Origin of the sequence: Microbacterium sp. LMX7-1.2 (assembly GCF_040675935.1) — a bacterium.
Lineage (GTDB): Bacteria > Actinomycetota > Actinomycetes > Actinomycetales > Microbacteriaceae > Microbacterium.
Genome location: NZ_JBEGIL010000001.1, coordinates 2,084,801 through 2,107,334, shown reverse-complemented (window position 1 = coordinate 2,107,334; position 22,534 = coordinate 2,084,801). Strand labels below are relative to the sequence as shown.

The window sequence follows — 22,534 nt, the reverse complement described above, 5'->3', positions numbered from 1 at the left end:
ACGTTGCGACGGGTTGCGAGGCCGATTGCGGGCGGAGAAACGGAGGTCAGCCGCGTTCGAGGCGTTCGATGCGCGTGACGAGTCCGGCACGCTTGGGCGATCGTGCGGGCAGCATCTCGAGCGCGAGGCGCAGCGCCTCGGCATCCGCCTGACCCTCCGGGATCTCGGCGTAGGCGAGCAGCACGTCGAGGCTCGCCTCCGACAGCATGACCTCCCGGAGGGCCGCGCGTACCGTCTCGCGGAACTCCTCCACCCCCGGCGAGGTCGACTCCGGCAGCACGGGGCCGCGGTAGGCGGTCAGGGCCACGCGATGCGCTCCCCGGTCCAGGAGAGAGAGCACGTCGTGCGCGTCGGTCTCGAGCGGGACGGCAAGTCGGTACGGACGGGACTCCGGCACGAGACTCGGCGCGTGCTTCTCGAGCACCTTGCGCAGACGCACCATCTCGGGGCGGAGCGTGTCGGGCGATGCGTCGGCGCCGTAGACGAGCTCGCTCAGCCGTTCGGCCGACAGTCCCTGCCGGTGCAGTGCGAGCATGAGGAGGATCGCCGCGTGGCGGGCGCTCAGCTCGATGACCGACTCCTCCAGCTCGGTCTCGGTCTCGAGTCGGGCCCGGTCGCGACCCAGCACGTGCAGCGTCGCGCGCGTCGTCGGCTTGGCGCGTGAGGCGATCGTGGTCGCCCGCGGCGCCTCCGACCTCTGCCGGAGTCGCGCCACCAGCATCTCCGACTCGACCGCCCGCGCGGTGGCGTCGACCAGGAGCCGGGCCTGCGTCGTGACGACCTCCTCGCCGCCGGTGATGTCGATCACTCCGACGACGCGCTGGGTCTCGGGATCCCGGACCGGGGCGGCGGTGCACGACCAGGGATGCACGAGCCGGTTGTAGTGCTCCGCGCCGCGGATCTGCACCGACTGCCCGAGGGTCAGCGCGGTGCCGGGAGCGCTCGTGCCGACGGCATCCTCGGCCCAGTTCGCCCCCGCGATGAAGCCCATCCCCTCTGTGAGGGACTGGAGCTGGCGGTCGCCCTCGATCCACAGCAGCCGTCCGGCCTGGTCGCCGACCGCGATGACGACTCCGGATTCCTCCGGCGACCCGGGCAGCAGGAGCGCCCGGATCATGTCCATCGCCGAGGCGAGCGGATGCGTGCGGCGGTACTCCTCGAGCTCCTCGCTCATGAGGTCGATCGGCGGCGCGCCCTCGGGGCCGACCCGTCCCCGCCAGGACCGCACCCACGACTCGCGCACGAGCGGTCGCACGGACTGCAGCCGCTTGTCGTCGAGATTGCCGGCGAGGAGCTCTTCGTGCGCGCGCTCGATGAGGAGTCGGGAGGCTTCAGGACCCTCGCGCGACACCTGCCACGACGCGACCACGGCGTCTCCGATCGTCGTTGGTGGAGCGTGTCCCCAGTGTAGGAGCCGGATGCCGTTCGCGATAGGCGGTGCGACACGCGGCATGCATCTGCGCGCCGCGCACTACTGTGCACTGCGTGGTAGTGTGCATCGCATCGAAGGAGGTCCGATGGACACCACTCAGCTGCTCAAGGGAGTACTGGACGTCGCCGTGCTCGCCGTTCTGCGCGCCGAGGACGGCTATGGCTACGACATCGTGCGCCGGCTGCGAGACGCCGGACTGGGCGACGTCGGCGACGCCTCCGTGTACGGAACTCTGCGCCGTCTCTACGCCGCAGGGAGCCTGTCGAGCTACGTGGTCCCCTCCGAAGGCGGCCCGCACCGCAAGTACTACGCGATCAACGCCCAGGGTCGCGCCGCACTGGAGTCGCAGACCGGCACCTGGCTGGATTTCGCAGGCGCGATGTCCGCACTGCTCACCACCGACACCGCCGCAACATCCACGATCGGAGAGAACCGATGAACGACACCGTCGCCTCCACCGACGAGCAGGTCCGCTCGTTCGCAGCCGCCGTGCGAGAGCATCTCGACGATCTCCCCGCCGACGAGCTCGATGAGATCATCGGCGGCCTCGAGGCGGACCTCGCCGACCAGGCCGCCGACAACGACGGCGTGCTCGACCTCGGCGATCCCGCCGCCTACGCGGCGGAGCTGCGCGCGGCCGCCGGACTTCCGCCGCGCTCGGAGCACTCCCGCTCGACGATCCCCCTCCGGGAGCGCGCGGCGGCCGCGCGTCGTCGGATGATCCAGGGCGTCCGCCGCTCTCCGCTCGGCGCCTGGGTCCTCGATACGCTGCTCGCGCTGCGACCGGTGTGGTGGGTGCTCCGAGCGTTCGGACTCTGGGCGAGCGTCGCCCTCGTGATCGCGCTCGTCCCGCCCTTCCCTTATGGACCGATGGACCGGTGGGCGGTGCCGGATTCCCCGCTGGGCTGGCTCGCGCTGTTCGGACTCGTCGTCCTCAGCGTCCAGTGGGGTCGCGGCCGATGGCTGCCGGAGAATCCGCTGCGCCACATCCGCACCGCGGCCAGCATCGTCGCGCTGCTGATGCTCCCCGCCGTGGTGTCGTCCCTCACCACGCCGGAGGTCGAGTACGTCGGCGACGAGTACCCGCCGAGCGGACTGATGCTCGACGGCGTGCAGATCAACAACATCTTCGCCTACGACGCCGACGGCGAACCCATCGAGCAGGTGCAGCTGTTCACCGGCAAGGGAACACCTCTCAATCTCTACGGTGAATCCGGCGGTCAGGTGATCACCGACGAGGATTACGAGCCCGTGAGGACCGAGGACGGCAGCATCCAGGAGTTCGGGTTGCAGGATGACGGGGTCCGCGCGACGATCCCCTCGAAGGACTATCGCGGACGGCCGGTGTGGAACGTCTACCCGCTCGACGAGGCGGATATGGACACCCGGTACGGCATGCCCGATCTCTCGACGCTCGCGCCGCCGCGGCCGCCGTTCCAGAAAGCGCCGAGCGTGACCCCCACGCCAGGGCCGACGCCGACGCCGACTCCCTGAGAACCCGAGCCAGGGGCGTCAGGCCCGCGCGGCCCACCAGTCGCGGAGGCGCTGCTCGGCGGCATTCGTGCCGATGACGCCCTCGTCGAGGCGCAGGTCGAGCAGGAAGCGGTATGCCTCGCCGACCTCGCGGCCGGGGGCGATGCCGAGCACCTGCTGGATGCGGTTGCCGTCGAGCTCCGGGCGGATCGAGTCGAGTTCCTCCTGCTCACGAAGCGCGGTTATGCGCGACTCGATGTCGTCGTAAGCGGCGGCCAGCCGCTGCGCCTTGCGCTTGTTGCGCGTGGTCACGTCGGCGCGGGTGAGGATGTGCAGCCGCTCGAGCTCGTCTCCGGCATCCCGCACATAACGGCGCACCGCCGAGTCGGTCCACGCGCCCTCGCTGTAACCGAAGAACCGCAGATGCAGCTCGATCAGCGTCGCGACCGCATCCGTCGTGGCGGTGTCGAAGCGCAGGGCCTGCATCCGCTTGCGAGCCATGCGGGAGCCGACCACGTCGTGATGGTGGAAAGTGACGGCCCCGCCGTCCTCGAGCTTGCGGGTGCGCGGCTTGCCGATGTCGTGCAGCAGCGCGGCCAGGCGCAGGGCGACGTCGGGCTTCTCGCCGGGATGCCGCGACCGCTCGAGCTCGATGGCCTGGCGCAGCACGGTCAACGAGTGCTCGTAGACGTCTTTGTGATGGTGGTGCTCGTCGACCTCGAGGCGCAGGGCGCTGACCTCGGGCAGGAACTCGTCGATCAGGCCGGTGTCGACCAGCACACGGATGCCGCGCACCGGGTCGTCGGTCTGCAGGAGCCGCACCAGCTCGGACTGGATGCGCTCGGGGCTCACGATCCCGAGGGTCTCCCCCAGCTGCGCGATCGCGTCGGTCGTGGCGTCGTCGATGCGGAAGCCGAGCTGGGCGCTGAACCGCGCGGCACGCAGCATCCGCAGCGGATCGTCGCCGAACGACACCGCAGGATCGGCCGGGGTCTGCAGCACCCCGGCGACGAGATCCTCCACGCCGCCGGTCGGGTCGATGAGCTTCACGGCGGGCACCTGCAGCGCCATCGCGTTCACCCGGAAGTCGCGGCGCACGAGGTCGGCGTCGATCGTGTCGCCGAACTCGACCGTGGGCTTGCGCGTCACACCGTCGTAGCTGTCGGCCCGGTACGTCGTGATCTCGACCTGCTCGCCCTGCACCCGCGCGCCGATGGTGCCGAACGCGCGGCCGATGTCCCACTGCGCGGTCGACACCGGCTTCACGATCCGCAGGATGTCGTCGGGCAGCGCGTTCGTGGTGAAGTCGAGGTCGTTCGTGGCGCGGCCGAGCAGGGCGTCGCGCACGGGACCGCCGACGACGGCGAGGTCGAACCCCGCGGCCTGGAAGGCGTCGGCGAGGGTGCGGACGACCGGATTCTCGGCGAGCGCGCCGAGTCGGGCGAGGCCGTCGGCCATGTTGAGCATGGGTTCCAGCGTACCCGGGGCGTGTTCCCTCCCGATCTCCGGGCACAGTTTCGGATGCCGGGGGCGGCGCGCCGCGGCATCCGTCTCCCCGCCCCGCGTGTCGGGTGCGATCTCCGAAGCTGTGCCCGGCAGTGGCCGCTCCACAGGGGTGCGACCGCGGCGCGACCGTCCTAGGATCGGGCACGTGACGGCAGACGACGAGAAGGCCCCCCGCGACACCTCACGCCGCGGCTTCCTGAAGATGGGCGGCGCGGCGCTCGCGGGCGCCGTCGTGGGCGGCGCCGGCGGCGCGGCGATCGGCGCCTCGGTCGCCGGAAATCAGCGTGACGGGTTCGCCACCGAGCCCGATCCGTTCTCGGCACTCACTCCGCGCAGCGAACCCGGCTTCGACCATCTCGTCGTCGTGATGGGCGAGAACAGGTCCTTCGACAACCTGCTCGGCTACCTCTACACGCCGGAGACGCTGCCGAAAGGCGAGACGTTCGAAGGTCTGGCGTTCGGGGCGCACAGCAACACGGCGTCCGACGGCACCGTGGTCGACGCGCACGTGTACACGGGCGACACCGACCGCATCATGAGCTACCCCGACCCGGACCCGGGTGAGGAGTACCCGCACGTCAACACGCAGATCTTCGGGACGGTCGACCCGAAGGGCAACGCCGACCTGTTCGCCGAGCAGATGACCGCGCCGTTCAACGCGCCGACGCACGGTGAGAAGGCGACGATGTCGGGGTTCCTCGAGGACTACATCATCAACTTCCGCCGCCTCCGCAAAGGCGAGCCGCCGGCCGCCGCAGAGGCCGCGCACATTATGGGCTCCTTCTCGCCGGAGATGCTGCCCGTGCTGTCGACCCTCGCGAGCGAGTTCGCGGTGTTCGACCACTGGTTCGCCGGCGTCCCGTCGCAGACCTTCTGCAACCGCTCGTTCTTCCATGCCTCGACCTCGCACGGCTTCGTGACCAACCAGGGGGGTGCCGGCTTCGGCAAGTGGCTCTCGGCCCCCGCCGCGCCGACGGTGTTCAACCGGCTCGAAGACAAGAAGGTCAGCTGGAAGATCTACATCGACAAGCTGCAGCTCGTGTCCTACACCGGGATGCTGCACACAGCCGTGCTGGAGAAGTACTGGCGCACCGAGCACTTCGGCTTCATGGAGGACTTCTACGCCGAGGCGAAGGCCGGCACCCTGCCCGCCTACGCGTTCATCGAGCCGCGGATGGTCTACGACCACAACGACTTCCACCCGCCGTTCGGGTCGCCGCGGGAGAGCGATGTCGACGGTCGCGAGGTGTTCGACAGCGCGATCTCCGACGTCCGCGCCGGCGACCGCCTGATCCACGACGTGTACGAGGCGGTGCGCACGAGCGCCTCGCCGAAGGGATCGAACGCGGTCAATACGCTGCTGCTCGTCACGTTCGACGAGCACGGCGGCACCTACGACCACGTGCCCCCACCCGCCGCGACCAAGCCCACCAAGGACACGGGTCCGGGCGAGATGGACTTCACGTTCGACCGGCTCGGGTGCCGCGTGCCGGCCATCGCGGTATCGGCCTACACGCGCCGCAACACGATCATCCACGATGAGATGCACCACGGCTCGGTCATCGCGACGCTCTCCCGCCTGCACGGTCTGCAGCCGCTGAACGACCGGGACCAGTCCGCGAACACGCTCGACAACGTCGTGAACCTCGACAAGCCCCGGCATCCGGCCGACTGGCCTGTCACGACCCCGGCCTACACTCCCCCGAACCCCGAGGAGCAGAAGCCGCAGGACGGCGTCGAGGCGCAGATGAAGCCGCTCACGCCGCCCGCCCGCGGGCTCCTCGGCCTGCTGATCGCGAAGTACGGACGGCCAGACGAGCCCGAGCCGAAGACGTTCGCCGACGCCTATCGTCTGCTGCACGAGCACGGGGAGGAGCTGTTCGGTCCTCCGAAGGGCTCCTGACGACGGTCAGAGGTCGAGGAAGTCGCCGAGCCACATTCGCACGGCCGCGAGACACTCAGGGTTCACCGAGCCCGCGATCCCCGTCAGACCGTCACGAGCGAGCGTCCTCGGCTGCTCGGTCATGACCCACGACGGCCGGTCGAGTCCGCTCGGTCCTTTCACGGCGACATGGTTCGGCCACCCGCGATCACTCGTCGTGACCGGAAGGGCGATCACGAGCGTGGTCACCGCGTCGAGGTATCCCGTCGAAGCGACGACGAGCACCGGGCGATGGCCCCCCTGTTCCCGACCGCGGACCGGGGCGAGCGAGGCCCAGGCGATCGTTCCCGGCGCGAGTTCGAGATCCGTCACGACGCGGCGGGAAGGTCGGTGCTCTCCCACTCCGCCACCTCGGCGGCATACTCCTCGAGTCCGGATGCGGAGGTGCGGGCGATCGCCTCCTTGACCGACTCCAGACGTCGACGGCGGTCCTCCGCATCGGCCAGGCGCTCGAGGTGTGCGCCGAGCGTGAGCCCGTCACGCGCCGCCTGATCTTTCAGCCGATCGCGCAGATCGTCGCTCACCTTGATGGTCGTGGTCATACTCGAAGTATACCGAGGGCCCTCGACAATGCCCCGGCCGGGCACGACTTCGGATGCCGGGGGCGACACGCCGCCCAGCATCCGTTCGTCGCGGCGTGTCGGGCGCGTGCTCCGAAGTTGTGCGCGCGGATGCCAGAGCGAGATGCGGTGAGCCGAGTCAGTCGTCCTCGCGGCGAGCGCGGCGTCGCGACACAGCGAAGAGGATGCCGCCGAGAACGAGCACGCCCGCACCGGCGCCGGCCCACACGAACGTGTCGGGGCTGAGACCCGTCGCCGGGAGCCGTCCGCCGTTCGCGCCGCCGGTTCCCGACCCGTCGCCCGTGCCGGGAGTCCCGGGGGTGCCCGGCGTCCCCGGATCGACCGGCGGGACCTCGTCGACCGCGAGGGTGAAGTCCTGATCCACGACGACCTCGCCCGCGGCCGTGATCACGACCGTGCGGGTGGCCGAGCCCACGATGGACGTCCCCGCGGGAGGCGTGATCGTGAGCGTGTACGTGCCTGGGGCCAGGTCGCCGAGACCGTAACCCCCACCGGCATCCGTCGTGAGCTGCTGAGTGCCCGCGCCCGTATCGACCGTGATGACCGCCCCGCTGACGGGGTCGCCGTCGTCGGTGAGGACGGTGCCGGAGAACGCACCGAAACGCGCGAGTTCGAAGTCGACATCGGCCACATCGACCGTCGAGACGGTCTCGCTGCGCGTGGTCGCACCCACGGCGGAGTAGCCGGCCGGGGTGCTCATGGTGATCTCGTAGGGCCCCGACGGCAGCCGCGGGAACGAGTAGTCGCCGTTCGCGTCGGTGACGGCCGTGAGAGCGGGCTCGCCCGGGGCGGTCGCCGTGACGGTGACCCCGGACACACCGCCGCCGTTCGCGAGCACCGTTCCGCTCAGGGTCGGGTTCTCGACGAGCGTGAAGCCGACGTCCTCGATCGGATCCTCGCTGCCCGGCGGCACCACCACAGGCTGGAGCGGACTTGTGGTCGAGTACCCCGGCGGAGGCGTGACGACGACGCTGTGCGGACCGACCGCGACGGTGTCGAAGATGTAGAAGCCGTTCGCGTCGGTCGTCGTGGTCTGCGTCCCGTCGACGGAGACCGTGACACCCGCGATCGGGTTCCCGTCGCCGTCGACGACCTGCCCCGACACCGCGACGGGCACGATCGGACGCACCTGGAAGTCGGCGACCGCGTCATCGGTCGTGAGGTCGACCTCCTGCGTCGGCGATCCGACCGCGATCGTGCCGTCCGGCGGCGTCACGCGGGCCGTGTAGCCGGGTGCGGCCACGACGCCGGGGAACGTATACGTCCCGTCGGGCAGGGTCGTCGTGGTCGCGACGACCGCGCCGTTCGCGTCGGTGAGGGTGACCGTCACGCCCGCCCGCGGCACCGCGCCGGGGTCGGTCACGGTGCCCGTGACGTCGCGCGCGATCGAGGCGAACCAGGTCTGGTACACGGGGAATCCCGCGCGGCGCGTGAAGACGAAGGACAGTGAGCTGATCGACGCGTTGGGCTCGAACCAGGCCGAGGACCCGTTCGTGTCGGCCGCCGCCGCGTTGCCGGTGAGGGTCAGGGTCGCGGGATCCCAGGCGGGCACGTCGGCCGCGTCTCCCGTGCACGAGGGCTTCCCGGTCACTCCGGGCGCGCAGTAGTTGAAGCCGCCCTGGAACCCGAGTTCCGCGGCGGTGAGCGCCTGGCCGTCAGGTCCGACCGCCTGGATGCGCACGGAGTCGGCGTCGATGTCGCCGAGCACGAAGGCCCAGCCGGCGCTCGGCGTCGCCGTGGCGAAGGCGTAGGTCGTGGTGGAGGGACTCGTCGCGTTGTCGGCTCGTGGTCGGAGGTTGAGGTACGACTGCCCGACGCTCGACCCGTACTTCGCACCGACGGGCGTACCTTCGGCCAGCCACACCGAAGCACCGGAGATCACGCCGACCTGGCCGGCGCGGGAGTCGCTGGTCACGGCGGCGGTGAGATCGGGCGTGGTGGCGATCCGCACCGACGACGTGAACGCGCCGCCCGTGCCGGCGAGCGGCTGCCAGGTGGCCCAGGTCGTGGTCGTAGCCGCGGCCGCCGGGATGGCGCCCACGAGGACCAGCCCGAGCGCGACGGCTCCCGCCAGGATGCCTCCCGCTCGCGATCCTGTCGGAGTTGCTCGTGTCTTGGGTGCTGCTGTCCTCGACGCACGCATGCGGCCAGAGTACCGGCATACCGGTTGGGTGGGGAGGGGTCGGCTCAGGCCGTCAGCCCGTCACGAGCGTCAGCACGCCGGTCGCGATGAGGGTCGTCACGGTCGTCCAGGCGACGATCGCGACGGCCTGCCACAGCAGCACCCAGCGCTTGGAGACGCCGGTCGAGACCAGCACGGCCGAGGTGAACTGCGTCGGCAGCGCGAGGGGACCGAGGATGCTGGCACCCGGCACGCCGAACCGCACCAGGAACCGCTTGAAGCGCGCGACGCCCTTGGAATCCGGCTCGGTCTCGGCGACGGCATCCGCATCCGTGTCGGTGACGGTGCCGTCGGCGAGTGCGGACGCGGATGCCGGGGCGCCGGCGGCCACCGCGACAGGCTGCCTCCTGCGGGCGCGGCGATCGACGACCGTCGCCCGGATCCGAGCGCCGAACACGACGACCACCAGCACCGACAGGAAGTTGCCGGCGATCGCTGCCGCGGCCGCGACGACGGGATTGAGCCCGGCCCAGACGCCGAGGACGGAGGCGAGCTCGCCCTCGACGAAGGGGATGGCGGCGGCGAGCGCCACGATCACGGGTTGGACGAGCAGAGGAACCTCGGACATGAGGTTCTGCAGGAACTCGAAGACGTTCATGTTCTCTCCAGTGGTGGCGGATCGGTGCGGAGGTGTGTCGGTGCGGAGGTGTGTCGGTGCGGGACGGATCAGCGGTTCGTGACGACGGCGCTGACCACGAGGGCGTTCGTGATGACGGCGAGCATGGTGCGGGTGACGGCTGCCGCCGCGGCGGCCCCGGCCCAGTCGCCGCGCTCGATCTGCTTCGCCCGCGTCGCGACGTCGCCCGACCAGGGGATCTCGCGGTGCAGGGTGGGGAGTCCGCCGCTCGCGGAGACGAGAGCGATGATCGGCGCGAGTCGTTCACTCGGCTCCTCGCCGTCGACGAGCACCGCCCGCATCCCGGCGATGATCTCGGCGCGTCGGCCGGAGTCGCCCTCGGTGAGGGCAGTGGTCGGGAAGATACCGAGCGCCCGGCGCTCCGTGCGAGTGAGGTGGCCGTGTTCGACGAGACGGTCCAGCAGGGGTGCGCGCATAGTCGGGCCGATCCCGGCGAGGACACCCTGGATGCCGCGCGGCTTCTCCGAGATGTAGTCCCACGCAGGGCGCAGCAGCTCATCGTCGGGCGCGTAGCCGGAGGCGCGGACGAGCACTCCGCGGAGGCCGGCATCCTCACTGACCGCTCGCCCCTGGGCTGAGAGGTCGGCGAGCACCGCGCCACCCAGCACGTAGAAGAGGGTGTTCTCCCCCGCGATCGTGCCGGCGGCCGGGTCGAACAGGGCGAGGATCACGTCCTCGGCGAGAAGGGTGGCTGTGCGCTGTACGCGGGTGTCGTCGGTGGTCATGTCGTACACGTTAGCACACTGTACTAGCACAGTGTGCGGGTACGGTGTACCAGTACGCTGTGCTGAGCCTCTAGACTCGTTCCGGGAGGTCGGACATGGGCACACGCGAGCGCATCCTCGAGGCGACGACGGAGATGATCCGCGAGGGCGCAGAACGATTGAGCGTGCGCGCGGTCGCGGCCCGCGCGGGGATCGGCGCGAGCACGCTGCGCCACTACTTCCCCACGCAGCGCGACCTGCTGAACGCCTCCCTGACCGCGACCTACGACGAGGCGATGCCCGACGAGCGGATCCGCGACACCTCGGTGCCGCCGCGTGAGCGCCTGCGCGAATGCCTGCAGCGTCTGCTCGAGCCCTTCGGCGGGCCCGACGCCGCGCGCGACGTCTGGCTCAGCATCTTCGAGGCGTTCGCCGGCCCCGACGCCACCCCCGAGGCTCGCGCCGGCTACGAGGTGCTCGAGGCGCAGGCGGCCCGCCGCGTGGGCGCGTGGCTCGCGATCCTCGAGGACGAGGGGGTACTCGCGCCGGGCGACACGGATCGCCGCACCCACCTGCTACTCACCGTCGTCGACGGTCTCTCGATCGCCCGGGCTCTACCGCGCCGCAGCACGCACCTGGAAGACGAGGCCGCGACCCTCGCCCGGACGGTCGACGCGGTGTTCGACGTGCCGTTCCCCGCACGCGCGACGCCCTGAGGGCGACGCCAGACGAGGAGGGCGGATGCCGCAGCATCCGCCCCTTCTATCGCGCCTCGGCGTCGACTCCCTCTGTGACTTCGTCGTCAATCACTTCGTAGTCGACAACATCCTGATCTTCCGTCGGCGATCGGTGACCGGGCTTCGTGAGCTCAAGGCTCGCCAGGTGTTTCTGCAGGCGCTTGGACATGGGGAGGAAAGTGCCCAGCGTCAGGCCGCCGGACAGTACCGCGCCGAGAACGGGGATCGCTTTCGCGAGTCCGCCTGCGAACAGTTTCTTGGTCATGTTGACCCCGAGATAACCCGCGACCTTCTTGACGACCGGATATAGCACGCCCTTAGTGAGAGCCTGCTGGGGCAGCTTCTTCGCCACATTTGCCGCGATCATGGCGGCGACCTTCGTGACACCGCTCTGTGCGATCTGCACGCCGAACATGACACCGACAAAGAGAATGAGCATGCCCTCTGTGGCCTCGTCGAGTTCTTCACCGTCCTCTGCGAAGAGGTCCGGCCACCCGTAGATGTAGGCAAGCTTCTGCGAGATCCGCAGCATATGGCCCATGTACTGTGCCAGATCAGCGGGCACCGTGCCGATCATGGCGAATCCGCCGGGTATTCCTGCAAGCGTAGAGAGCCCGGTGACCTTGCTCGTCTCATAGCGGATTGACGTGTTGGCAATCTCGTTGAGAAGGTTCAACGGGACACCGGCCGCGGCGGGACTCTCCGCGATTGCGTGCCGAATCTGCTCTTCCGTGCAGTGGCGCGTGAGCGCCGTTCGGAGGTAGGACGCGCGGTTGATCCTCACCCCAGGCAGCTTCGCCGCTGCGTCCAGCACCTGCGAGAACTTCGAGCCAGGATTCTCGATCTGTCGGGGTTCCGTCATGGGCTCATGCTAGTGGTCGCCCCTCTGACAGTTCTCGCGGCCTATGTCACCACGAAGAAGGCAGTCAGCGCCTCGGCGCGACCCCCTGATCCCGACGCCAGAACACCGACGAGGGGACGGATGCCGCAGCATCCGCCCCCTCATTCGATCCCGTCCAGTCTGATTCAGACCGGGTCGCCCTGTACGGGCCCCTCGGTGTTGGGTTTCCAGCCGAGAGCAGGCGCGACATGCTCGGCGAAGGCCTCCAGCACGTGGAGGTTGTACTCCGGGCCGAGCTGGTTCGGGATCGTGAGCAGCAGCGTGTCGGCGGCCATGACGGCCTCGTCGGCGCGCAGCTGCTGGATCAGGACGTCGGGCTCGGCCGCGTAGGTCTTGCCGAACGTCGAACGGAATCCGTCGATCACGCCGACCTGGTCGGCGTTCTCCTCGCTGCGCAGCCCGAAGTAGGCGCGGTCCATGTCGGACACGAGCGGGAAGACGCTGCGGCTGACCGAGACGCGGGGACGGCCGGTGTGGCCGGCCTCCTTGTACGCCGCGCGGAACAGCTCGATCTGCTCGCGCTGCAGCTCGTGGAACGGCTGACCCGTCGCCTCGGTGACGAGCGTCGAGCTCATCATGTTGAGTCCCTTGCGCCCGGTCTCCTCGGCCGTCGCACGCGACCCCGATCCCCACCAGATGTGGTCGCGCAGGGTCGGCGACTGCGGCTCGATCTGCAGGTAGCGTCCCGCACCGACCATGCGGGGGTCGCCGGGGGCGAGCCCCTCGCCGTCGATCGCGCGCAGGAACAGGTCGAACTTCTCGCGGGCGAGCACGCTGCCCCGCTCCGGGTCCTCCTCGTCGCGGAAGCCGAAGGTCTCGTAGCCGCGCAGAGCCGTCTCGGGTGAACCGCGGCTCACGCCGAGCGCGATGCGACCGTCGGCGATGAGGTCGAGCGCCGCGGCCTCTTCGGCGAACTGGAACGGGTTCTCGTAGCGCATGTCGATCACGCCGGTGCCGACCTCGATGCGCTCGGTGCGTGCGGCCATGGCGGACAGCAGCGGCATGGGCGACGCGGCCTGGCGCGCCCAGTGGTGCACGCGCACGGAGGCGCCGTTCACGCCGAGCTCGTCTGCACCTTCGGCGATCTCGATGGTCTGCTTCAGCATGTCGCCCGCCGTGCGGGTCGCCGAGCCGGGCACGTCTGCATAGTGCCCGAAGGAGAGGAATCCGAAAGCCTTCATGATGTATTCGAACGCATGGATGCCGTCGGCTATTCCGCCGGCAGGAGGAACCCGTCCACGACGAGCGCTCGGATCCGCGGCTCCAGATCCGCCCACAGGTCGGCGAACGGCACCTCGAACAGGTCGGCGAGCGCTGCGGCGATCTGCATCACCGTGAGCTCCCCGTCGCACGCGCCCACGAACGCGGCGAGCGCGGAGTCCACCGAGACGGTACGCGCGAAACCGCCTCCCTGACGCAGCTCGATGATGCTGGGGTCGTCGTTGCCGGGAAGCAGATGCCGCGCCTCGGTCACGTCGGCGGACGTCACGAGCGAGATCGGGAGCCCGTCCGCGAGGAGGTCGTGCGCCGCGAGGCCGGCGCGCAGCGCCCCGCCGACGTTCGACACCGGCTGCGTCACGCTCTCGAGACGGCGCAACGACGCCGCACCGACCGGACGCCGGATGAGGATGTAGCCGAACCCGATGGCCGTCACACCACGGTCGGCGAAATCGTCGAGCCAGGCCGTGAGCAACGGAGTGAACGCCGCGTCGCGCGGGGTCGTGCCGCCGTCGCGGATCCACAGCTCCGCGTAGCCGAGCGGGGTGAGCTCCTCGCGCTGCACGACCCAGAGGTCGAGATCGGCCGGCACCCACGACGCCAGGCGATCGAGACCCGCCCGCAGCGCGAGCGCCGCCTGACCTCCGCGCGACTCCCAGTTGCCCAGCAGCTGTGCCACGCCGCCGACCGTGAGGAAGGAAGGCACCGTCGTCACGAACTGCTCGACCAGGGCATCCCCGATGAGACCGCCGTCGCGGTACTCGTACTCGGGCACCCCCTCGACGCGGGGCGTGATGACGAACGGCGGATTCGACACGATCAGGTCGAACGCCTCCCCCGCCACCGGCTCGAACATGCTCCCCCGGCGGAACTCGATGTTCCCGACTCCGTTCAACTGCGCGTTCAGCTCGGCGTAGGCGAGAGCGCGGGCCGAGATGTCCGTCGCGACGACCGATCCCGCGTGGCGCGCGACGAGCAGCGCCTGGATGCCGCATCCCGTGCCCAGATCCAGAGCGCGCTCGACCTCGACCGGCATGATGATCTCCGCGAGTGTGCGCGAAGCTCCTCCCACCCCCAGCACGTGGTCGGCGGGAAGAGCGCCGTCGAGCGCCACCTCGTCGAGGTCGCTCGCGATCCACCACTCGCCCATGCCGTCGGCGTCGACGAAGGACTGCGGGCGCACCAGGGCGGTCGGCACGACGTCGTCCCCCTCGAGACGCGCGAGACCGAGGCGAGCGAGACCGTCGACTCCCACCCGCGGGAGCGCCCGAGCCACGGCATCCGTCGGCTGCCGCATCCCCAGCACCAGCAGGCGACCGAGGGTCGCCAGGATGCCGTCGTCCCCACGCGTCGCGCGGAGGATCGGCTCGCGCATGCCGCGAGCAAGCGCGTCGTCGGCCTCCTCGCCCCACAGGCGTCGGAGCGGCTCGGAGCGGAGGTCCGCGGCGTCGAGATCGGCGGCGAGAGCCGTGCTCAGGGTCTGATCGGGTACGGGCGCGGGGGTGTCGGACACGGCCGTCACTCTACGCGCCTTCAGGGTTCTCCTCCGCGTGGACGCCTAGAATCACAAGGTCACCACTCACGAGCGGCCCGGACTCCCGGCGCCCGAGGAAGACCTCCATGACCGCGAGCATCCCCGAGAACGGCCTGCGCGCGCGCCTTCTCCGCCTGGCGCGCCGCTCCGTCGTCGTCGCCACGGTGCTCGGACTCTGCGCCGCGGGCGCCGCAGGAGCCACGACCGCCACGGCGGCGACCGACGCGAACGATCCCTCCGTCGAACTCACCGTCTCCGCCGGGACACGCGGCACCGTCACACCCGGCAGCGCCACCACAGCCTCCCTGACCGTGCAGAACGGCTCCGACGCGTCCCTGTCGTCCGGACGGATCACGGTCGAGCTCGGTGGCACTCCCCTGGGCGACGAGGCCGCACTGTCGGCGTGGCTGGACGACGCCGACACCGCCGGCGCCTTCGCGCAGATCGGCACGGACACCACATCCCCGGTCGAGCCCGACGCCACCGTCGCCTCGACCCTGCTGATTCCCGCCGAAGCTCTCGCGGGCCTCACGCCGGGTGTGTACCCCCTGCGCGCGACCCTCTCGGGAGTGACCGACGACGCGGACGACGATCCCGTCGTCTCGACCTCTGTGCTCGTCGTGTCCGACCCCGCGGCGGGCCCGATCGCGATCGTGATCCCGATCACCGCGACGCCTGCGGACGGTGCCCTGCTGTCCGCAGAGGAGCTCACGACACTCACCGCGGCCGACGGTGCGCTCACCGCAGCGCTCGACGGCGTCTCGGGCACCTCGGCTGTGCTCGCGATCGACCCCGCGATCCCCGCAGCGATCCGCGTGCTCGGATCCGCGGCCCCCGAACCCGCGACCGCATGGCTTCGTCGATTGGACGCGCTCCCCAATGAGCGTTTCGCCCTGCAGTTCGGCGACGCCGACCTCACGGCGCAGGCACAGGCCGGACTCCCGGCCCCGCTGAGTCCGACGACTCTCGCCCCGTTCCTCGACCCGAGCCGCTTCACCGCGACACCGGCGACGCCCACACCCGACGCCACCGGCTCGCCGGCGCCGACCCCCGCTCCGACGGACGGCCCGGTGCTTCCCGATGACGACGCGTTGACGACCGTCGACGGTGCCACCGCCGGTGTCATCTGGCCGCGCAGCTCCCTCGTCGACGCCGATCTCGCGACCTTCGCGAGCTATTTCGGCGACTCGACGGTCACGATCCTCTCGTCCTCGTCCACCAGCGGATCCATCGGCGGACACTCGTCGATCGACGGGCACGACGTCCTCGTGACGGATGCCGCCGCCTCCGGCGCCCTGTCCCGCGCCGCGAGCGAGAACGACTCCGCCGCGCGTCAGGCGCTCCTGGCGGAGGCGAGCGCGCATCTGTCGCTGTCGGGCCGGGCGAGCACCGAGGCTCCCGTCCTGGTGGGTCTGTCCCGCGATGAGACGCGGTCGTCGGACGCCCTGAAGGAGACGATCAGCGCGGTCGACACCCTGGGCTTCGGCCTCACCGGCATCCTCGCGGCGCAGCCCGCCGTGACGACTCTGACCTCAGAGGCCGACACCGAGCGGGCAGCCGACCTGCAGCGGATGCTCGCCGGTGAGCCCGTGCTCGGAGACTTCGCGACACTCCTCGACGACCCGCAGCTGCTCCTGAGCCCGAAGCGCATCCAGATCATGCGCGCCTCGGGCGTCGGCCTGGGCGACACCGCTCATGACGAGGCCGTCGAGGCCGTGGAGGACGCCACGGCCGACACGCTGAACGCCGTCGACATCCCGCCCGGCAGCACCATCCAGCTCCTCTCGGCGAATGCCGACCTGCCGTTCGCGGTGCGCAACGACCTCCCCTGGCCTGTCAACGTGCGTCTGTCGGTGTCGCCGAGCGACCCCCGGCTCGAGGTCGAGTCCCCGCAGGAGGCCACCGTGCAGGCCGGCACGACGCAACGCATCAAGGTTCCCGTCTCGGCCCGCGTCGGCAGCGGCGAGGTGAGTCTGCGCCTGCAGCTCTCCAGCCCGACCGGGGCCACGATCGGCCAGGTCGAGAGCGTCCGGGTGTCCGTCCGCGCCGAGTGGGAGACGATCGGCCTCGTGGTGTTCGGCGGTCTCATCGTGCTGCTCCTCGGACTCGGGACGATCCGCACGGTCGTGCGGCGACGTCGCGAGCGCGAGACCTCCGAGGCAACGGATCAGGATGCCGTGGACTCGTCGCCCGCCGCGGAGGAGCGCTCGTGAGCGGTCTGGGGCGCGCGAGCGCCATCATCGGCGCGGGGACCCTGATCTCGCGGGTGACCGGTCTCGTCCGCACCATCGTCCTCGTCGGCGTGATCGGCTCGGTCGCCGCCGGTGCCGCGGACTCGTTCGCGATCGCGAACCAGCTCCCCAACAGCGTCTTCTCTCTGATCTCTGTGGGAGTCCTGACGGCGGTCATCATCCCGCAGATCGTCAAAGCGACAGCGGATGCCGACGGCGGCAACGCCTTCATCTCCAAGCTGTTCACACTCGGCACCGTCGTGCTGGTCGCCGTCGCCGCGGTCGCGACGATCGCCTCGCCCTGGCTCGTGCAGCTGTTCTCGAGTGAGAAGGCGACGCCGGAGTTCCTCGCGCTCGCGACCGCGTTCGCCTACTGGTGCATGCCGCAGATCCTCTTCTACGGCCTCTACGCGCTGCTGGGCGAGGCGCTCAACGCCCGCCGCATCTTCGGGCCGTTCACGTGGGCGCCGGTCGTCAACAACATCGTCTCGATCATCGGGTTCCTCATCATCGGGGCGCTCTTCGGCGCACCGCTCACGCGGATCGAGCAATGGACACCGGGCATGATCGCCGCGCTCGGCGGCACCGCCACGCTCGGCATCGTCGTGCAGGCCGTCGTCCTGCTGGTCTTCTGGCGGCGCACGGGTCTCGCCCTGCGCCCGGACTTCCGCTGGCGGGGAGTCGGCCTGGGTAACGTCGGAAAGCTCGCCGGCTGGACCTTCCTCATGGCGGTCGCAAGCCTCGTCGCCGGGCTCGTGCAGACACGCATCCTCACCGAAGCATCGGACCTGGCAGCCTCCGTCGCAACCTTCCAGTACGCCTGGCTCATCTTCATGCTCCCGTACTCGATCATCGTGCTGTCGATCGGGACCCCGTACTTCACGCAGATCAGCGAGCACGCGGCCGCCGGGCGGGACGACGAAGTGCGGGCCGACATCGCGCGCAGCATCCGCACCCTCCTGTTCTTCATCGTCGCGGCGGTCGCGGCCGTCGTCGCCGCCGCGATACCTGCCTCCCGGATCTTCACGAATGCGGCCTCGGATGCCGAGGACGCGGCGCTCGTGCTCGTGTGCTTCCTCGTGTGCCTGATCCCGCTCACCGTGCTGTTCATCGTGCAGCGCACGTTCTACGCCTACGGCGACACGCGCACGCCGTTCTGGTTCACGCTGTTCCAGAGCGCGCTCGTGGTGCTGAGCGCCCTCGCCGCGCAGCGGATGCTCGCAGCCGATGTGATCGGGATCACCTCTCTCGCGGCCACGATCGCGCTCGGCCAGTCGATCGCAAGCACCATCCAGGTCGTGGTGGCGACGTGGCTGCTGCACCGCAAGATCGGCGGACTGCAGATCCGGTCCTGGCTCTCGGCCGTGGCGCGCTTCGCGATCGCCGGCATTCCCGCCGGATTCGCCGGCTGGGGCGTGTTCCTGCTCCTCGGCGGTACGGAAGGTTGGACCACCGCCGACAAGCTCCAGGGAGCGATCGGCACCTGCATCATCGGCGCGGCCGTGGTCGTCGTCTACCTGCTGATCCTCGCCTTGCTGCGCTCCCCCGAGCTCAAGGTCGCCGGGTCCCTGCTGCGCCGGTTCCTGCCGGGACGCTGAGACCTCTCGCGCGGGAATGCCGCGCGGTTACCATGGGTTGAACCAGTCGAGCGTCTTCCGACGTCTCAGCAACGCTTCGATCACGGAGAGCACATGCGTCAGGTCATCATCATCGGCTCCGGCCCCGCCGGATTCACCGCCGCCATCTACGCGGCGCGCGCGAACCTCAAGCCGCTGCTCATCGCGAGCTCGGTCGAGGTCGGCGGCGAGCTGATGAACACCACCGAGGTCGAGAACTACCCCGGCTTCCCCGAGGGCATCCAGGGCCCCGAGCTCATGGCGAAGTTCCAGGAGCAGGCCGAGAAGTTCGGCACCGAGGTCGTCTACGACGACGTCACCGAGCTCGACGTCGCCGGCCCGGTCAAGAGGGTCACCCTCGGCAGCGGCACCGTGCACGAGGCGCAGTCGCTCATCTACGCGACCGGCTCCGCCTACCGCAAGCTCGGCATCGAGGGCGAAGAGCGCCTCTCGGGCTACGGCGTCTCCTGGTGCGCCACCTGCGACGGCTTCTTCTTCCGCGAGAAGACGATCGCGGTCGTCGGCGGCGGCGACTCGGCGATGGAGGAGGCGACGTTCCTCACGCGCTTCGCCGACAAGGTCTATGTGATCCACCGCAAGGACACCCTGCGCGCCTCGAAGATCATGCAGGAGCGCGCGTTCGCGAACGAGAAGATCGAGTTCGTGTGGAACAGTGAGGTCGCCGAGGTCCTCGGCGGCGACGCCGTCACCGGCGTGAAGCTCACGTCCACGGTCGACGGCTCGCAGCGTGACCTCGCCCTCGACGGCCTGTTCATCGCCATCGGCAACGACCCGCGCACGCACCTGGTGCACGACAAGCTCGATCTCACGGCCGAGGGCACGATCTGGGTCGACGGCCGCTCGTCGAAGACCTCGGTGCCCGGTGTCTTCGCGGCCGGCGACGTGATCGACCCCACCTACCGTCAGGCCATCACGGCTGCCGGCTCCGGTACGGTCGCGGCTCTGGATGCCGAGCACTTCCTCGCGGATTTCGATGACGCCTCGGTCGAGGTCCCGGCCGCCGAGGCCGCGGAGATCATCATCGCCTGAACGGCGGGGAACAGTTTCAGCTCGCCCGCTGTTGTAGCAGGCGAACCTCGAATCAAGGAGAACTACTGATGAGTGCAAAGACTACGAGCCAGGCGACCTGGGAGCAGGACGTCCTTCAGGCCGAGGGTCCCGTGCTGGTGGACTTCTGGGCCGAGTGGTGCGGCCCGTGTCGTATGGTCGCCCCGGTGCTGGACCAGATCCAGGCCGACAACCCCGACAAGATCACCATCGTCAAGCTCAACGTGGACGAGAACCCGCAGCTGGCGATGCAGTACCAGATCACCTCGATCCCCGCGATGAAGGTGTTCCAGGGCGGTGAGGTCAAGACGACCATCATCGGCGCCAAGCCGAAGCACGCCCTCGAGCAGGATCTCGCCGCCTACATCGGCTGATCCCCCAGATCGCACGAAGGGCCGTCATCCCCACGGGTGACGGCCCTTCGTCATTCCCGCTTGTCCGAGACGGGGACGGAGGGTAGCCCGCGCGCCGCGCGAGCCTGATCGACGAGCTCCTGGACGATCGGGGTCTTTGCGTCGTTGTACGACGCGGTTCCGCGCGCGGCGGCCGCCACCGCATCGCACTTCGCGTGTGCGTAGCGCGCGGCATCATCAGGGTGTGCACGCAGCCAGTCGCGCAGGAGGCGCTGATTCACGGCATCCCACTCCGCCGCGGGGAAGAAGTGCGCGATCGCCGTGCGGATGCCGTCGCGCTCCCACACCATCACAGGATGCGTGCGCACACCGCTGCCGACAGCCCACCCGGCGCGCTCGAGCGCGGGCCGATGCGTCTCGAACTCGCCGTGATCGGAGATGCGGACCGCGAGGTCGATGATCGGCTTGGCGCGCAGACCGGGCACCGCCGTCGACCCGATGTGCTCGATGACCCACTCCGGATCGGCCACCGCACGTATGCCGTCGGCCAGCCTCTCGAAACGCTCAGGCCACACAGGGTCGTAGGCCACCAGCATCCGCGGCATGCGTCAAGAGGCGTCGGCGATCGTCGGATCCCAGCGGCGATGACGCTGCTTCTCGTCGAGCAGACCCCACACCGCCGGTGTGAGCTCCGGGTACTCCAGCGCGATCTGGCGCAGCACGCGGTAGTGCCGGGCCTCATTCGGACGCACGCCGTCGTTCGCGGTGATGTTGTCGGCACGGAGCAGGTAGACGACCAGCTCGTCGACGCTCGGGAGCTCCTCCATGAAGTCCCACGGATCCTCGCCGCCCAGCAGGCGTTCCTGGATCAGCACCGCGAGTTCGTCCGACGCCTCGGCGCGCAGCACTTCGAGGCTGGCACGGCGGGGAACGGACTCGGTCATGCTTCCAGCCTACGTCGGCTTCGGGCGTCCCCGGCGCTGCACGGACAACTCGTCGGTCATCTCCTCCAGCTCCTTGCCCTTGGTCTCCGGAACCTTGAAGTACACGAAGAAGAACGACAGCAGAGCGAAGAACGCGTAGAAACCGTAGGCGAAGGTGAGTCCGATCTCGGCGAAGACGGGGAACGTCGTAGAGATGAAGAAGTTCGCCGCCCACTGCGCGGCTGCCGCGACCGCCAGTGCTCCGGCGCGGATCGAGTTCGGGAAGATCTCCCCCAGCAGCACCCACACCAGCGGACCCCAGGTCGCACCGAAGAACACCACGAAGCCGTTCGCGCAGATCAGGGCCACGGTCGCCCACGGATCGGGCAGGGTGGCGGTCCCCTCGGCGTCGAGGGTGCCGAACGAGAACGCGAGCGCCATGAGTCCCAGCGTGACCGTCATGCCGACAGATCCGACGAGCAGCATGATGCGTCGACCGACCTTGTCGACCAGCAGGATCGCAACGATCGTCACGACGATGTTCGTCACGGACGTGATCACCGAGGTCAGCAGCGCGCTCGACTCGTCGAAACCCACCGACTGCCACAGAGTCGTCGAGTAGTAGAAGATCACGTTGATGCCCACGAACTGCTGGAACACGGAGAGCAGGATGCCGACCCACACGATCGGTTTGAGACCGAGCCTGCTGCCGCGGAGGTCGCGCAGAGACTCGCTCTTCTCCGTGTCGATCGTCCCGGTGATCTCCGTGATCTTCGCTTTGACGTCGACCGTGCCGGTGACCGTCTGCAGCACTTCGGAGGCTTTCTCGATGTCGCCCTTCCTCACCAGATACCTCGGCGACTCGGGCAGCCGCAGCGACACGAGCCCGTAGACGAGAGCCGGGATCGCCGCGACCATGAACATCCAGCGCCAGGCAGTGAGTCCCCACAGGGGCTGATCCGCCTCGCCGGCGATCCCGGCCAGCAGGGCGTCCGACAGCAGGGCCGCGAAGATACCCGTCACGATCGCGAGCTGCTGCAGCGACCCGAGCCTGCCGCGGATCGCCGCCGGTGAGACCTCCGCGATGTAGGCCGGTGCGATCACCGAGGCCGCGCCCACGCCGAGCCCGCCGATCACCCGCCAGATGATGAGATCGACGACGCTGAACGCGAGTCCGGAGCCGATCGCGGAGATGAAGAACATCGCCGCGGCCACCACCATGACGGGGATGCGTCCACGTTTGTTCGCGATCGGGCCGGCGAACCAGGCTCCGACGGCGCAGCCGATCAGCGCCGAGGAGACCGCGAAGCCCTTGAGTCCGACGCCCAGATCGAAGCCCGACACGGTTCCCGCGAGAGCATCCACCGCCCCGTTGATGACCGCGGTGTCGAAGCCGAAGAGGAATCCTCCCAGCGCGGCCGCGATGCTCACGGCGATCACCTTGCGCCGGATGCCTTCGGCATTCTGTGCTGTGGACATTGTCGACCCCCTCGTCA

Annotated in this window: 21 protein-coding genes; 8 read left to right on the top strand and 13 right to left on the bottom strand. The window is 69.6% G+C overall.

Going from position 1 to position 22,534, the window contains the following annotated elements:
* Nucleotides 1-46: 46 nt before the first annotated feature.
* Complete coding sequence (locus MRBLMX7_RS10225) at nt 47-1,369, bottom strand: transcriptional regulator (protein WP_363368177.1); 1,323 nt, start codon at nt 1,367-1,369, stop codon at nt 47-49.
* A gap of 148 nt (nt 1,370-1,517) precedes the next feature.
* Here MRBLMX7_RS10225 and MRBLMX7_RS10220 point away from each other — a divergent pair, with 148 nt between their 5' ends.
* Both MRBLMX7_RS10220 and MRBLMX7_RS10215 read left to right on the top strand, forming a co-directional pair.
* Nucleotides 1,518-1,871, top strand: a complete 354-nt coding sequence (locus MRBLMX7_RS10220) for a PadR family transcriptional regulator (protein WP_363368175.1) — start codon at nt 1,518-1,520, stop codon at nt 1,869-1,871.
* Nucleotides 1,868-2,926, top strand: a complete 1,059-nt coding sequence (locus tag MRBLMX7_RS10215) for a hypothetical protein (RefSeq protein ID WP_363368173.1) — start codon at nt 1,868-1,870, stop codon at nt 2,924-2,926. Before MRBLMX7_RS10220 ends, MRBLMX7_RS10215 begins: the two co-directional genes overlap by 4 nt.
* Nucleotides 2,927-2,944: 18 nt before the next feature.
* Here the strand turns inward: MRBLMX7_RS10215 and MRBLMX7_RS10210 are convergent, their stop codons facing one another.
* Complete coding sequence (locus MRBLMX7_RS10210; RefSeq protein ID WP_363368171.1) at nt 2,945-4,372, bottom strand: CCA tRNA nucleotidyltransferase; 1,428 nt, start codon at nt 4,370-4,372, stop codon at nt 2,945-2,947.
* A gap of 184 nt (nt 4,373-4,556) precedes the next feature.
* Between MRBLMX7_RS10210 and MRBLMX7_RS10205 the strand changes: the two genes are divergently transcribed.
* Complete coding sequence (locus MRBLMX7_RS10205) at nt 4,557-6,314, top strand: alkaline phosphatase family protein (protein ID WP_363368169.1); 1,758 nt, start codon at nt 4,557-4,559, stop codon at nt 6,312-6,314.
* Between the two features lie 6 nt (nt 6,315-6,320).
* On the opposite strand, the gene MRBLMX7_RS10200 is transcribed toward MRBLMX7_RS10205, so the two are convergent.
* The 5 genes from MRBLMX7_RS10200 to MRBLMX7_RS10180 all read right to left on the bottom strand — a co-directional run bounded on the left by MRBLMX7_RS10200 (nt 6,321) and on the right by MRBLMX7_RS10180 (nt 10,478).
* A complete protein-coding gene (locus MRBLMX7_RS10200) occupies nt 6,321-6,665 on the bottom strand; it encodes a type II toxin-antitoxin system PemK/MazF family toxin (RefSeq protein ID WP_363368167.1) in 345 nt (114 codons plus the stop codon).
* Nucleotides 6,662-6,976 carry a ribbon-helix-helix protein gene (locus tag MRBLMX7_RS10195; RefSeq protein ID WP_422655930.1) on the bottom strand — a complete coding sequence of 105 codons (315 nt, stop codon included), beginning with the start codon at nt 6,974-6,976 and terminating at the stop codon, nt 6,662-6,664. The genes MRBLMX7_RS10200 and MRBLMX7_RS10195 overlap by 4 nt, the downstream gene beginning before the upstream one ends.
* A gap of 76 nt (nt 6,977-7,052) precedes the next feature.
* Nucleotides 7,053-9,077 carry an MSCRAMM family protein gene (locus MRBLMX7_RS10190; protein WP_363368163.1) on the bottom strand — a complete coding sequence of 675 codons (2,025 nt, stop codon included), beginning with the start codon at nt 9,075-9,077 and terminating at the stop codon, nt 7,053-7,055.
* A gap of 52 nt (nt 9,078-9,129) precedes the next feature.
* Nucleotides 9,130-9,714, bottom strand: coding sequence for a small multidrug efflux protein (locus MRBLMX7_RS10185; RefSeq protein ID WP_363368161.1), 585 nt, complete (start codon nt 9,712-9,714; stop codon nt 9,130-9,132).
* 68 nt (nt 9,715-9,782) lie between these two features.
* On the bottom strand, nt 9,783-10,478 hold the full coding sequence (locus tag MRBLMX7_RS10180) for a GOLPH3/VPS74 family protein (protein ID WP_363368159.1): 696 nt from the start codon (nt 10,476-10,478) through the stop codon (nt 9,783-9,785).
* Between the two features lie 95 nt (nt 10,479-10,573).
* On the opposite strand from MRBLMX7_RS10180, the gene MRBLMX7_RS10175 reads away from it, so the two are divergent.
* Entirely contained in the window at nt 10,574-11,173 is a 600-nt protein-coding gene (locus MRBLMX7_RS10175; RefSeq protein ID WP_050723564.1) for a TetR/AcrR family transcriptional regulator, read from the top strand.
* A gap of 46 nt (nt 11,174-11,219) precedes the next feature.
* Here the strand turns inward: MRBLMX7_RS10175 and MRBLMX7_RS10170 are convergent, their stop codons facing one another.
* The 3 genes from MRBLMX7_RS10170 to MRBLMX7_RS10160 all read right to left on the bottom strand — a co-directional run bounded on the left by MRBLMX7_RS10170 (nt 11,220) and on the right by MRBLMX7_RS10160 (nt 14,835).
* A complete protein-coding gene (locus MRBLMX7_RS10170; RefSeq protein ID WP_363368157.1) occupies nt 11,220-12,056 on the bottom strand; it encodes a hypothetical protein in 837 nt (278 codons plus the stop codon).
* Nucleotides 12,057-12,220: 164 nt separating this feature from the next.
* Complete coding sequence (locus MRBLMX7_RS10165; protein ID WP_363368155.1) at nt 12,221-13,276, bottom strand: LLM class flavin-dependent oxidoreductase; 1,056 nt, start codon at nt 13,274-13,276, stop codon at nt 12,221-12,223.
* Between the two features lie 29 nt (nt 13,277-13,305).
* Nucleotides 13,306-14,835 (bottom strand): DUF7059 domain-containing protein, encoded by a 1,530-nt coding sequence (locus MRBLMX7_RS10160; RefSeq protein WP_363368153.1) that lies wholly within the window; start codon nt 14,833-14,835, stop codon nt 13,306-13,308.
* Nucleotides 14,836-14,933: 98 nt separating this feature from the next.
* Between MRBLMX7_RS10160 and MRBLMX7_RS10155 the strand changes: the two genes are divergently transcribed.
* From MRBLMX7_RS10155 to trxA, 4 genes are all read left to right on the top strand, one after another.
* Nucleotides 14,934-17,060, top strand: coding sequence for a DUF6049 family protein (locus MRBLMX7_RS10155; protein ID WP_363368151.1), 2,127 nt, complete (start codon nt 14,934-14,936; stop codon nt 17,058-17,060).
* Nucleotides 17,057-18,676, top strand: a complete 1,620-nt coding sequence (gene murJ / locus MRBLMX7_RS10150; RefSeq protein WP_363368149.1) for a murein biosynthesis integral membrane protein MurJ — start codon at nt 17,057-17,059, stop codon at nt 18,674-18,676. Before MRBLMX7_RS10155 ends, murJ begins: the two co-directional genes overlap by 4 nt.
* Before the next feature lie 93 nt (nt 18,677-18,769).
* Complete coding sequence (gene trxB / locus MRBLMX7_RS10145) at nt 18,770-19,744, top strand: thioredoxin-disulfide reductase (protein ID WP_363368147.1); 975 nt, start codon at nt 18,770-18,772, stop codon at nt 19,742-19,744.
* Between the two features lie 68 nt (nt 19,745-19,812).
* A complete protein-coding gene (trxA, locus tag MRBLMX7_RS10140; protein WP_050723559.1) occupies nt 19,813-20,136 on the top strand; it encodes a thioredoxin in 324 nt (107 codons plus the stop codon).
* A gap of 50 nt (nt 20,137-20,186) precedes the next feature.
* Here the strand turns inward: trxA and MRBLMX7_RS10135 are convergent, their stop codons facing one another.
* The 3 genes from MRBLMX7_RS10135 to MRBLMX7_RS10125 are packed head-to-tail and all read right to left on the bottom strand — an operon-like array spanning nt 20,187 to nt 22,517.
* On the bottom strand, nt 20,187-20,720 hold the full coding sequence (locus MRBLMX7_RS10135) for a GrpB family protein (protein ID WP_363368145.1): 534 nt from the start codon (nt 20,718-20,720) through the stop codon (nt 20,187-20,189).
* A gap of 3 nt (nt 20,721-20,723) precedes the next feature.
* The gene (locus MRBLMX7_RS10130; protein ID WP_050723557.1) at nt 20,724-21,059 is read right to left on the bottom strand and encodes a hypothetical protein; all 336 of its coding nucleotides are present in this window, start codon (nt 21,057-21,059) and stop codon (nt 20,724-20,726) included.
* Between the two features lie 9 nt (nt 21,060-21,068).
* Nucleotides 21,069-22,517: a sugar porter family MFS transporter gene (locus MRBLMX7_RS10125; RefSeq protein ID WP_363368142.1), complete on the bottom strand. Its 1,449-nt coding sequence runs from the start codon at nt 22,515-22,517 to the stop codon at nt 21,069-21,071.
* Nucleotides 22,518-22,534: the final 17 nt, after the last annotated feature.